Consider the following 12,181-nt stretch of genomic DNA (forward strand, 5'->3'; position numbering starts at 1 on the left):
ACGCTGCACTGCGACCCCATCGCGACAACCGGCGATGACTTGCGCGGCTGGGTCAAGCGCGGCGTCATGCAGATCGATCCCGCGCTCTCCATCCACGACCTGCACGAGCACGACGGTTTCGTTTCGTTTGACCTGGTGCGTCCCGACGGCTTAGACATATCCGACGAGGAGCTGCTGGGGCTCGTCACGCGCATCGTGCACGAGCGCCGACCCGATGCCTCATGCGTCGTCACGTTTGATTCGGGCTTTAGCTCGCCCGACCGTCCGGCCGAGCAACTGTAGCCTGCTTAACAGCTAGTTTCCCTGCGCGCCCGAGATGCCGTTTTGCAGCGCGTCCCAGGCATTGGTAGCCATATCGCCCAGATTCTGAGCAGTATCGCCGAGGTTTTGGGCTGTATCGCCCAGCTCTTGTGCCTTGTCTCCCAACTCCTGTGCCTTGTTGCTCAAATCCTCCAGCGTATTGGAGCTCGAGCTGTCGGTACCGCTTTGGCCGCCGGACGAGTTGCCATAGCTGTTCTTGTGCGTGAGCTGAATCTCCAGGTTGCCGTTGTCGTTATAGTAGGCATTCGTAACAACCCAGTTGGAATCGATGACGGGCGTTGAGCCATCGTCGGTCAGGATCACGGCGTTCGAAAGGTCGGCTCCGCGTGACTTGAGGAGCTTCTTGGCGTTGGACCAGTACTGTCCCGGGATATCGCTCAGGTCGACGGCAGCAGACTGGGTGGTCTCGGCCTGCTCGGTCGTGGCATCGGTCGTGGCGCCCCGCTTGTTGAGCATGCCCGACACGATGGCGAACACGACCGACAAGGCAAAGAAGATCGCCAGCACAATCAGGATTTTCTTGATCACGCTCGACGGACGCGACGGTGCCTTCTCCTCGTCCTCACCATACTGCGGAATCGATTTGGGATACTCGCGATACGGCTGGCGCGACTCGTAGCGAGGCTGCGCCGTGCGAGGCAAATACGTCGTCTGCTGAGGCTGCGGAATGGGATTCTGCGGCAGGTTGTCATAGGAATTCGGCGTCGAGGCAGCATAAGAATCCTGCGGCGCGTAATCAAACGGATCCGGAGCTGCGTTGCCATAGGGGCCTTGCGAAGATGCAGCGTAAGAATCCTGCGCCGTGTCGCCATAGCCCATAACCCGGGTGGGCTCGGCAGAAGGCTGCGTCGCGGCGGGGTCGGTATAACCGGGGTTGGGAACAACGCGGGTCGCATCGACGCTATCGCCAGCCTGCGCGGAACCGTAGCCGCCCATCACGGTTGTCTTGTCCTGATCCATGCAACGATTCCTTTCCGTCGCGCGTGAGCCTCAAGTTATCCATGCATTCTACCCGCGCAAAAGCCTATGATGGGCAGAGTCCGTCGGTATCTACAAGACATGCGCGGGTCTAAGGATCAAAAAGCCCCGCCGGGCCTTGTGGGCACGGCGGGGCGGACAAGCAGCTATGGACAGCAGACTTAGAACAGGCCGGTGATGTTGCCGTCGTTGTCGACGTCGATGTTTTCGGCCGCGGGCACCTTGGGCAGACCCGGCATGGTCAGAACACTGCCGGTCAGCGCGACCACAAAGTGGGCGCCGGCAGAAACCTTGAGCTCACGCACGGTGATGCGGAAGTTCTCGGGAGCGCCCAGGGCCTTGGCGTTGTCGCTAAAGCTGTACTGCGTCTTAGCGACGCAAACCGGCAGGTTGCCAAAACCATTCTCGCGCAGCTCGGCGAGCTGGCGCTTGGCGGCCGGCGTAAAGTCAACGCCGTCGGCGCGGTAGACCTTGGTGGCAACGGCCTCGAGGGCATCAGCGACATCAGCGCCGTCCTCATAGGCAAACTTGAGCTCGCTCGGCTGCTCAATCAGACGCATGACCTCATCGGCAAGCTCGAGCGCGCCCTCGCCGCCCTTGGCCCAGACCTCGGACAGCTTAACGTTGACGCCGAGCTTCTGGCACTCGGACTCGATGAGCGCAAGCTCGGCCTCGGTGTCCGTCGGGAAGCGGTTGATGGCGACCACGCAGGGCAGACCATATACGTTCTGGATGTTGTCGACGTGACGCAGCAGGTTGGGCATGCCAGCCTTGAGTGCCTCGAGGTTCTCCTCGTTGAGATCGGCCTTGGCGACGCCACCGTTGTACTTCAACGCACGAGCGGTCGCGACGATCACGACGGCGCTGGGACGAACGCCCGTCATGCGGCACTTGATGTCGAGGAACTTCTCGGCACCCAGATCGGCACCGAAGCCGGCCTCGGTAATGGCAACATCGCCAAAGCGCATCGCCATACGCGTGGCCATGATAGAGTTGCAGCCGTGGGCAATGTTGGCGAAGGGACCGCCGTGGACAAACGCGGGCGTGCCCTCGAGCGTTTGCACCAGGTTGGGCTTGAGCGCGTCCTTAAGCAACGCGGCCATGGCACCCTGGGCCTTAAGGTCTCGGGCACGGACGGGCTCGCCGGCAAAGCTGTAGCCGACGACGATCTCACCCAAGCGTTCCTTGAGGTCGCTGATGCTCGTAGACAGGCACAGGATTGCCATGACCTCGGAGGCGACGGTGATATCGAAGCCGTCCTCGCGCGGCACGCCCTGGGCCTTGCCGCCAATGCCGTCGATAACGTGGCGCAGCTGACGGTCGTTCATATCGACAACGCGCTTCCAAGTGATGCGCTTAACGTCAATACTGAGCTGATTGCCCTGCTGGATGTGGTTATCAAGCATGGCGGCCAGCAGGTTGTTGGCAGCACCGATAGCGTGGAAGTCGCCGGTAAAGTGCAGGTTGATATCCTCCATGGGGATGACCTGAGCCCAACCGCCGCCGGCAGCACCGCCCTTCACGCCAAAGACGGGGCCGAGCGAAGGTTCGCGCAGGGCCACGGCACTCTTGACGCCGCGACGACGCAGGCCGTCGGCCAGACCGATGGTCGTGGTGGTCTTGCCCTCGCCCGCAGGCGTTGGGTTGATAGCGGTCACGAGGACGAGCTTGGCCTGGTGATCAGTCGGCTCGTTGAGCAGTGAATAGTCGACCTTAGCCTTGTCGAAGCCGTACGGAATAAGGTGCTTAACGTCGACGCCGGCGTTCTTGGCCACCTCGGTAATAGGCAGTGGCGTGACAGAACGTGCGATTTCGATGTCAGTAGGCATGGGCGGTCCTTTCGTTACCGAATGAGAAAAAGACCAATTCAGCATAGCACGGGCGCGCAATAGTAAAACGCCCATAACCGATGAACGGCGATATGTTTACCCGATGCCCAGCGATAGTCCAACAGCCCGCCAAAACAAAGCGCCCTAAACGGTAGGTTCAATCCCCAGGTGCTCAAAGGTGCGAAGGGTTGCCTGACGGCCCTGCGGCGTACGAATCATCAACCCGCACTGCAGCAAATAGGGCTCATAGACATCCTCGAGCGTGCCCGGGTCCTCGCCCACCGCACTGGCAAGGGTCGTCAGGCCTACAGCACGGCCGGAGAACGTCTTGGCAAGCGTCTCCAAGATACGAATATCCATCCAGTCCAGACCGAGCTCGTCGATCTCGAAAAACTCGAGCGCCTGGCGGCAGATATCGAGCTCGATAGGGCCGCTGCCACGCACCTGTGCGTAATCGCGCACGCGCTTGAGAAGGCGGTTGGCAAGACGTGGCGTGCCGCGCGAACGCGAGCCGATCTCGAGTGCACTGGGATGGTCGATCGTCACGCCCAGGATAGTCGCCGAGCGCGTCACAATCTGCGCGAGCTCCTCGACCGTGTAGTAATCCAGGCGATACGAAATGCCAAAGCGGTCGCGCAACGGGCCGGTCAACATGCCTGAGCGGGTCGTTGCCGCTACCAGCGTAAACTTGGGAATATCCAGGCGAATCGAGCGCGCCGCCGGACCCTTGCCAATCACGATATCGAGGGCAAAGTCCTCCATCGCGGGGTACAGGACCTCCTCGACCGAACGGTTGAGGCGGTGGATCTCGTCGATAAACAGCACATCACCCGGCTGCAAGTTAGTAAGGATGGCCGCCAGGTCGCCCGTGCGCGCGATGGCAGGGCCACTCGTGGTCTTGATCTGAGCGCCCAGCTCGTTGGCGATAACGGTGGCCAGCGTGGTCTTGCCCAGGCCCGGAGGACCCGAGAAGATCACGTGGTCGAGCGTCTCGCCACGGCTCTGCGCCGCTTCGATCAACACGCGCAGGCTCTGCTTGATGTGCTCCTGACCACAGTAATCGTCCAGGCGCTGGGGGCGCAAAGTGCGGTCGACATCGAGGTCCTCGGCCGTCAGCTCCGAGCCCACCATGCGCTCGCCGTGCGCCATGGATGCCGCCGGCGAGTTGCCGGGCGTCGCCCACAGGTCCTGAGAGTCATCGGCTTCCCACATCACGCATCCATTCCGAGTCGCTTAAGCGCCGCGCCGAGCAGATCCTCGACACGCATATTCTGCCCATCATACCCGCTCAGGGCAACATCGGTCTCCTGCGGGCTAAAGCCCATGGAAAGGAGCGCCGCACGGGCATCATCGATCGCCGAAGGAGCGGCGGCGGGAACCGGCATCGCAACCTGGCCGGGAATCACGTCGACCGGCACAAAGCCCTTATCCTTGGCAAAGGTGCTCTTGAGTTCCAGGATCAGGCGCTGAGCTGTCTTTTTGCCCACACCGGGTACCTTGGCCATGCCCTTGTCGTCCTCGGCCATCACCAGCGAATACAGCTGCCCCACGGTATAGGTGGAAAGCACGGCAAGCGCCAGGCGCGGGCCAACGCCCGAAACGGACACGAGCCGGTCGAACATCATGCGCTCATCCTTTGAGGAAAAACCGAAAAGTGTCATGGCGTCCTCGCGCACCTGCATACGCGTGTAGAGGCAGACCTCGCCACCGGGCGTCGGCAACGTGGCCGCAGTGCTGCCCGAAATGCCGAGCTCAAAGCCAACGCCCGACACATCGACGACAGCAGAGCTCATCGTGGCCTCGACAAGCGTTCCGTGGAGCTGGGAAATCATCAGTATCCGGTTCCTCTCTGTTGATAGAACTCGCCACCGGTGAGGGCGCGGGTGCGGCTGAGGTTTACGTGGCAGATGGCGCAGGCCAGGGCATCGGCGGCATGGTCGGGATGCGGGTCGTGGTCGAGCTGTGTGAGCGTGCGTACCATGTAGGCGACCTGCCGCTTGTCCGCGGCGCCGGTGCCCACCACAGCCTGTTTGATCTGCATGGGCGTGTACTCGCCAATCTCGAGCGCGCATTCCGAAAGCGCGACGAGTGCAGCACCGCGGGCATGCGCCGTGGGGATGGCCGAGCGAACGTTGGCGCCAAAGTAGATGCTCTCTACAGCAGCCGTGTCGGGTCGATAACGCTCGACGACATCCTTAAGGTCATGGGCGATATGCGACAGGCGCACCGCGAGCGGACTTCCGGCACTGGTCTCGATGCAGCCATAGGCACGGCAGCGAACCTCGCCACGCCGCTCCTCGATAATCCCCCAACCCGTATGAGCCAAACCGGGGTCAATGCCCAAGATAACCAAGCCAACCTCCCCTCGCCACAAGCACAGCGCAAGACAAGGCCCCGCGCATCATTCACGAACGTCTGTTCTAGAATAACACAATGGGGCCAAGATGCTTAGTTGAAGTATCGGGGTTGAGAGCGAATCCTATCCCATAATTAGTTCTGCGAGAAAAAGGGGAACTGCCTCGGATCCACTGGCGGGTGCGACATCGGTCCGCTCTGGGGCCCACCCTGCGAGCCGCCCTGACCGCCCATCATCTTATCGATGGCGTCCTGAACTTCGCCCTCGAACTTTTTCATTCCCTCGTGCAAACGACGCTGACCGTCCTCAGAGCGCAGCTCCTCCATTTGCTCGGGCGAAATACCCAGTAGCTCGCCCAGCACGCCCATCATCTCGTTTCGCACGCGCTCGCTCGTATCCTCGTCGGCAAAGCGGCGCACCTCGGCGCGCGCCAGCGAATCGACCGTCATACGCTCCTTGCCGTTAAGCCCCAGGTCGGACCACGCGAGCATATACGGCCAGGCACGCTCGGCAAACGAACGGGCCGAGACGATCGGCGTCGTCGGCAGCATGCGACGGGGAGCCTCACCCTGTCGAACGAGCATCAGCAGCAGCGAGCAAGCCTCGGGCTTGCCGGCGGCCATTGGGATGTCGTCGAAAGATCGATTGCGGTCCACGTGCGCCTCGAGCGCGCCATCGACCTCACCCGGCTCAAGCCCGCCGAGCAGCTGTGCCGCGCGGTCGAGCATATCAACCGGGCCGTCGAGCGTCGAGAGCGCCTGCGCCAGCACGCGCTCCATACAATCTTCCACTGCGTTGAGCGTCACGAGCTCTTGGGGCACCACGGCAGACGTGCGGTTGCGCACACGCGCCACAAACTCAAGCGTCGACAGGTACACATCGCCAAAGGGCGCAAAGTCGCCCTGGTAGCCGCCGCAAAGCGCCGGCGCCGCCAGCGCGTACTCGGTTTTGGACAGCGGGCTCAGCGCCATCGCACCCAGCTCGAGCGCCGTATCCTCCAGCATGAGGCCCAGCGTGCGCGAGCGCAGGCGCTCGGCATCGCCCGCCGACACGTCGCGATCGAGCACGCGCGCCGCATCCGGTGCATCGCGCTCGACGGTGCGAATGTGCAGACGCTCGGCGATGGCGCGGACGGCGGCACAGCGGGCAGCCTCGGCTTCTTCCTGCGCCGGCGTAAAGATACGGTTGCGCCCCAGCACCAGGCCAATCACATTGCGCGGGCCCAGAGCGTCGACGGCCAGCGCCGCCAGCAGGGACGACGGCAAGTCACCCTCGAGTGCCACCACAGCACGCGACGCACCGTGGGCTCGGGCGTTGTCGCGCACGGCGAGCACCAGCGCCTGCCACAGCCACTCCTCGGAACGGAACTCGGGCAGTTCGTGATCCTCCAGGGCATCGAGCATCACGCCGCGCTGAATCTCCTGAACCAGCAGGCTCTCCTCAAAGCACGGCGCCTGGGCCACCACGCGACCGCAGTCGTCGAGCACAAACGAACCGCCAGTATACACCGACTCGTCATAGGCACCGACCGGCGCCATGCAGGCAAACCACACGCTGCGCTTGGATGCGATCTTGCGGTAGGCGCCGCTGCGAACGGCAGCAATGGCGGCAGTCTCGCGGTCGGTCATGTCAAACGCGTTGAATTGGAAATACGCAATGAGGTCAACACCGGTCGGCAGCATCTCGAGTTCGCGGTCCAAGTCAAAAATCACGGCGATGCGCACGCCGTCCACGTCGAACACCGGCGGCGCCCAACGTGTGTCGTTGTTCTCGCCACGCTGCAGGGCAATGCTCGAACGCGCCGGCACCACATGACCGTCCTTGAGCATCATGTAGTCGAGCAGCGGCTGGCCCTCAAACGAAACCGCCGCGGGCACGATGCAGATCATGTCAAGCTCCTGGATACGCTCGGCGACACCAGTCAAACCGGCAAGCACGTCGTGCTCAAAGTCGGCAGCGCCCACCAGGCCACCGGGCATGGCGCCCATAAAGAGCGGAGCCGGAACGCACAGCACGCGCGCCCCGCGCTCGTGGGCCAGACGAGCCTGGTCCTCGATGCGGCCGCAAATGCCCTCAATATCACCCAGGCGCATATCGATCTGTGCAAGCGCGAGCTTCATGGCCCAGCCCTTTCCGTCGTAAACCATCGAAATCGTAGTAAAAGCGCCGGCCGCATAATGCAGTCGGCGCTTGCATGTGCATATGCTAGCTATGATACCCCGAGCGGGGGCGCGCTCCTAGAATGTCGCGGACCACAGCCCGTGCAGGTTGCAGTAGGCATAGACGGTACCGGTCTTGGAGCCGCCCGCGAAAAACGTCGCGGGTTTCATGCCGGGTTCAAGGTAATGAACCTCTAAGCGGCCCTCGGCCTCAAGGGCGATCCACTCAATGTAGTGCTCGGGCAGGCTGGGGTGCTCGACCGAGCCAACGCGTGCGCGAATCACGTGACCGTCACGCTCGGTCTCGACAACAGGCACGTGCTTCTCGTGCGCCGCGTCCTCAGTGTTTGCAGTCAGTTCCGTGCAACCGGCAGGGGTCGCAACGTCGTCGCCAAGGGCAGCGATGAGCTTGCCGTCGGGGTCCTTAAAGAATTTCGCCATGATGTTCTCCTTTGCTGATGTGCCAATGTTCTTGATGGTTCTTATGCCCAAAGGCAGACAAACCATCCACGGCATTGCAAATGAACACATAACGGACCAGGCAAGCGGGCGGGCCAAAATGCGTCGACCGTCCTGCCCACTCCAGCAGTCCCACCCCGCGCGCGGCTAGCGACCGTCGCCGCCCAGCAGCGCCAGAACATCTTCGCGGGTAAACAGCGCCGACGAGATGCCGTCGCCGCCGAGCACGCTGTTGACCAGGTCGCGTTTGGACTCCTGCATCTGCATAATGCGTTCCTCGATCGTGTCCTTGGCGATGAGCTTGTACACGGTCACGGTATGTTGCTGACCAATACGGTGTGCACGGTCGGTCGCTTGGTCCTGCGCTGCCACGTTCCACCACGGGTCGTAGTGGATGACCACGTCGGCAGCCGTCAGGTTAAGGCCCACGCCGCCCGCCTTGAGCGAAATCAAAAAGACCGGAACCTCGCCCGCTTGGAACTGCGCGACCATCTTGGCGCGGCTCTCCTTAGACGAAGCGCCCGTGAGCTTAAGGAAGGCGATGTCCTCCTTGGCCAGGCGCTTACCGATAATATCGAGCATACCCGTAAACTGGCTGAACAACAGGATGCGATGTCCGCCGTCGAGTGCGCCGTGCACGAGCTCCATGCACGTATCGAGTTTGGCGCTCCCCGCCTTGTAATCCTCGTAGTGCAGACGCGGGTCGCAGCAGATCTGGCGCAACTTGGTGAGCTCGGCAAGCACCTTGAGCTTGTCTTTCTTAAACTCGGATGCCTCGCGGTGCTGCACCTGCTGGGCGATGCGGTCCTGGTTTGCCAGGTAAAGCTTGCGCTGCTCGCCGGCAAGCTGCGCCATGACAGTGTCCTCGATCTTCTCGGGCAGGTCTGCCACCACGTCTTCCTTGACGCGGCGCAGCACAAACGGCGACACGAGTGCCTGCAGGCGGGCGGCGCTGTCGCCCTCGGCGTGCTCGACTGGGCTTTCGAAGCGCTTGGCAAACGACTCGCGCGTGCCAAGTAAGCCCGGCATCAAAAAGTCGAAGATGCTCCAGAGCTCGGATAGGCGGTTTTCGATGGGCGTGCCCGTCAGGGCAAAGCGCACGCCGGCAGGCAGGCGCTTTGCGGCGCGCGCCACCTGGGTGAGCGGGTTTTTAATGTACTGGGCCTCATCGAGCACCACGCGGGCAAAGTCCTGCTCGACGTACTCGTCGATATCGCGCCGCATAAGGTCATACGACGTCACGACCACGTTATGCTCGGCCACGCCGGCGATCTGCACGCGGCGCTGCGCCTTGGCGCCCACAATGGCGCACACATCGAGCGACGGGGCGAAGCGCTCCAGCTCGGCGGTCCAGTTGTACACAAGCGACGCGGGACACACCACAAGCGTGGGTTTAGTGTCCCCCGCCTCCACGCGCGCCAGGATATGCGCGATCATCTGGAGCGTTTTGCCCAGGCCCATATCGTCGGCCAAGATGCCGCCAAGGCCCAGGTGTTCGAGCGAGCCAAGCCACTGGTAGCCGTCGACCTGGTAGCCGCGCATCGTTGCCTTGAGCGAGACCGGCACCGTAAAGTCCATCTTGCCGAGCGTGTCCAGACGCTCGACGGTACGGCGGAACGCAGCGTCGCGATCGGCCTCGAGCGCGGGCGTGCGCGCGAGCATGCTATCGACGAACAGGGTGCTCGATGCGGAAAGCGACACGCCGTCGAGCAGGTCGACGGCATCGACGCCCAGGTCCTCGGCGAGGCCAAACGCGGCTCGAGCGCCCTCGTCCAGGCGAATGATGTCGCCGGACGTAAGGCGCGCAAACGTTTGATGGCGCTTGTAGGAGTCGAGGTAGATGGCAAGATCTGCCGCCGAAAGACCGCTCGCGCCCAGTTCAACATCGAGCAGGTTGCTCTTGACGGTGGCACGCACCGAAAGCTTGGGCGCAGGGCGCACCGAGATCTGGCGTAGACGGTCGCTGAGCATGACCTCGCCCAGCTCGGACAGGGCAGACAGGCCCTCGGTCAGCAAGCAGAACAGGCTCTCGTCGTCGCGCTCCTCAAACGCCAGGCCGCCCTCGTAAAAGTCGAAATACAGGGCCGCCGTGTCCATAACGCGAAACTCCGCCACCTCGTCGCGAGGGGGCACGCCCGGGCGCTGTTCTTCGAAGGGGCTTCCCGGAGCACCCAGGCTAAAGAGATCTGCCGACCAGTCGCCGTAGGAAACCGTAATCTTGCAGGTCACGAGCCCGTCGTCGACACCGATTGCCATGGCAAAGCTCGGCTCGGGCGCCACGGTGTCGAGCACGGCGGGCGCGGTAAGGTCGGTGTAGTCGCGCAAAATGGGCAGCGCCATACGACAGAACTCCCCCACCTGGTCGACAGCGATATGGATCGGCGTGCGACAGGGCAGTAAGCGCGATAGGAACGGCGCCGCATGCTGGGCAAACGCTACATCGGCGCGGCGCGCACGGCGGGTGTCGACCAGATAGGCAACGTCGTCCGAAGCAAAGCAGTATGCATCGGCCGGCAGGCGTAGATCGTAGCTGCCGCCAGCCGCCGGCGCGATTTTGGCGGCAAGGAGCGGTGGGCGCTTAGACAGAGCCTCGTCCTCCCCTTCCGGAGGCATCTCAACCGCCACGTCATAGGTGCGATGCGTCGTCGTCCCCCGCGACCAGGCGGGCTCAAAAGAGATGGTCTGACCGCGCAACAGGTCCAGCACATATACGATGCTATGCTCGGACAGCGGCAACTGACGCTCGGCGACAAAACCGCTGCGGGCAAAGTCGTACGACGCCGAACGCGAGCTTGTGATGTCATCGAGATAGGCAACTGTCGTCACGACAAGGTTGAGCAGCTTTGTCGACACGTCCTCGAAGGCTTCGGGCGTATGGACAAACGTGAGCTTCTTGCCGTACGAGAAGGTGCCGCCTCGGACATAGGCGTCGGCCATGCCGTCGATATCCTTGACCACGTAGGAGACCGATCCACAACGAATGCGAAGCTCGAGCGCCCAGCTAAAGCGGTCGGCAAACAGTGGATTGTAGTACGGCACCAACGAGGGCTCCAACACCGCCTTGGGGGCATCGGGATCCACACTGCCAGCGAGCTTGCGGCGCATGCTCGCCAGCTCATCCATGCGTGCGTCCGAAAGATCGGAGAGCGCCGCCATGAGGCTGGGACTCGTGGGGACGGGCGCCGGAAAGGGAAAGTTGGGATTGACGGCCGGCGCTTTGAGCGCGGTGCGCGCGGGCTGTTTCGGCTGCGCCGTAAACGTGCGGACCGGCGTGCGCAAACCTTCGACGGGCTCGGCGCCGCTGGCATCCAAATACGCCAGAGCCGTGGCAATAGCGTGCTTGCACATACCGGGGTAACGATAGGCGGCGGGGCAATCGCAGTCGTAGTCGATCACCTCGTGCTCGTCCATGTCGAGCGCCACGTGCGTCTTGTACAGGTCGCCGCGCGAACCGCGCACCGAGCCCTCAACCGTCACGTTTTTGGAGAAGCGCGAGCCGCTGTCCTCGATCGACAGCACGGCGCCGTTGAGCATGAGCGAACGCCCCTTCATAAAGGTGCCGCTCAGCGCCGCCTCTTTGCGAAGCGCCTGCACAAACGTCCCCTGCGCCATCACTTCCTCCAATCTCGCGCGGACCAGCAACGCCGTCCCTAGATCACCGTCACGCGGCCTTGGTTGCCGACGATGGCCTTTGCCTCTGCCAACAGCGGAATCGAGCGTGCGTTGACCTTGGCCGGCACCTCGGCACGCAGCACACGCCCGTCCACCTGCTCGATAAAGATCTCCACGCGGTCGCCGCCCGGGTTGGCGGTAAGCACCGTGGCAAGACGCGCCATATTGCCCTGGCTAAAGCGGCTGTTGGGCACCATGACCTCAAACACCTTGGGCTTGTTGTTCTCCTCGTTGAGCTCCAGCGGCACGATCTCCTGCGCGATGATCTGGTCGCCGCGGTCCGAGCGCTCGAGCTTGCCCTTAATGCGCACAAACGCATCGGACAGCTGCGCGCCGGTCTCGGGATCGACCTCGCCGTACAGGTACCCCTCGGCCTCCTTGTAGGTCTTGGGGAACACCACGACCGT

The 12,181-nt window shown here is 62.8% G+C and carries 8 protein-coding genes and 2 pseudogenes; 1 reads left to right on the forward strand and 9 read right to left on the reverse strand.

Features of this window, described 5'->3' with window-relative positions; genetic code table 11:
• Positions 1-282 (forward strand): annotated as a pseudogene (locus AB5164_RS08030) (cation diffusion facilitator family transporter); the annotation flags it as partial.
• Between the two features lie 12 nt (positions 283-294).
• Here the strand turns inward: AB5164_RS08030 and AB5164_RS08035 are convergent.
• From AB5164_RS08035 to AB5164_RS08075, 9 genes and pseudogenes are all read right to left on the reverse strand, one after another.
• Positions 295-1,281, reverse strand: a complete 987-nt coding sequence (locus tag AB5164_RS08035; protein ID WP_260699240.1) for a hypothetical protein — start codon at positions 1,279-1,281, stop codon at positions 295-297.
• Positions 1,282-1,460: 179 nt separating this feature from the next.
• On the reverse strand, positions 1,461-3,128 hold the full coding sequence (locus tag AB5164_RS08040; RefSeq protein WP_260699239.1) for a formate--tetrahydrofolate ligase: 1,668 nt from the start codon (positions 3,126-3,128) through the stop codon (positions 1,461-1,463).
• A 144-nt stretch (positions 3,129-3,272) separates the two neighbouring features.
• On the reverse strand, positions 3,273-4,340 hold the full coding sequence (gene ruvB, locus AB5164_RS08045) for a Holliday junction branch migration DNA helicase RuvB (protein ID WP_117769533.1): 1,068 nt from the start codon (positions 4,338-4,340) through the stop codon (positions 3,273-3,275).
• Positions 4,340-4,960, reverse strand: coding sequence for a Holliday junction branch migration protein RuvA (gene ruvA, locus AB5164_RS08050; RefSeq protein ID WP_055285743.1), 621 nt, complete (start codon positions 4,958-4,960; stop codon positions 4,340-4,342). The genes ruvB and ruvA overlap by 1 nt, the downstream gene beginning before the upstream one ends.
• On the reverse strand, positions 4,960-5,481 hold the full coding sequence (ruvC, locus tag AB5164_RS08055) for a crossover junction endodeoxyribonuclease RuvC (RefSeq protein ID WP_022095142.1): 522 nt from the start codon (positions 5,479-5,481) through the stop codon (positions 4,960-4,962). The genes ruvA and ruvC overlap by 1 nt, the downstream gene beginning before the upstream one ends.
• A 137-nt stretch (positions 5,482-5,618) precedes the next feature.
• Positions 5,619-7,604: an NAD(+) synthetase gene (locus AB5164_RS08060; protein WP_368142819.1), complete on the reverse strand. Its 1,986-nt coding sequence runs from the start codon at positions 7,602-7,604 to the stop codon at positions 5,619-5,621.
• Positions 7,605-7,721: 117 nt separating this feature from the next.
• Positions 7,722-8,084 (reverse strand): desulfoferrodoxin family protein, encoded by a 363-nt coding sequence (locus AB5164_RS08065; RefSeq protein ID WP_055285739.1) that lies wholly within the window; start codon positions 8,082-8,084, stop codon positions 7,722-7,724.
• 165 nt (positions 8,085-8,249) lie between these two features.
• Positions 8,250-11,714, reverse strand: a complete 3,465-nt coding sequence (locus tag AB5164_RS08070; protein WP_368142818.1) for a DEAD/DEAH box helicase — start codon at positions 11,712-11,714, stop codon at positions 8,250-8,252.
• A gap of 38 nt (positions 11,715-11,752) precedes the next feature.
• Positions 11,753-12,181 (reverse strand): annotated as a pseudogene (locus AB5164_RS08075) (DNA polymerase III subunit alpha); the annotation flags it as partial.

It is taken from the genome of Collinsella aerofaciens (assembly GCF_040915425.1).
In the GTDB taxonomy this organism is placed as follows: domain Bacteria; phylum Actinomycetota; class Coriobacteriia; order Coriobacteriales; family Coriobacteriaceae; genus Collinsella; species Collinsella aerofaciens_BW.

What these genes read in the sequence shown, in the direction of transcription:
- AB5164_RS08040 (WP_260699239.1), bottom strand. Translation starts at nt 3,128, where the DNA reads ATGCCTACTGACATCGAAATCGCACGTTCTGTCACGCCACTGCCTATT.
- AB5164_RS08070 (WP_368142818.1), bottom strand. Translation starts at nt 11,714, where the DNA reads ATGGCGCAGGGGACGTTTGTGCAGGCGCTTCGCAAAGAGGCGGCGCTG.
- AB5164_RS08060 (WP_368142819.1), bottom strand. Translation starts at nt 7,604, where the DNA reads ATGAAGCTCGCGCTTGCACAGATCGATATGCGCCTGGGTGATATTGAG.
- ruvA (WP_055285743.1), bottom strand. Translation starts at nt 4,960, where the DNA reads ATGATTTCCCAGCTCCACGGAACGCTTGTCGAGGCCACGATGAGCTCT.
- AB5164_RS08035 (WP_260699240.1), bottom strand. Translation starts at nt 1,281, where the DNA reads ATGGATCAGGACAAGACAACCGTGATGGGCGGCTACGGTTCCGCGCAG.
- AB5164_RS08065 (WP_055285739.1), bottom strand. Translation starts at nt 8,084, where the DNA reads ATGGCGAAATTCTTTAAGGACCCCGACGGCAAGCTCATCGCTGCCCTT.
- ruvB (WP_117769533.1), bottom strand. Translation starts at nt 4,340, where the DNA reads ATGTGGGAAGCCGATGACTCTCAGGACCTGTGGGCGACGCCCGGCAAC.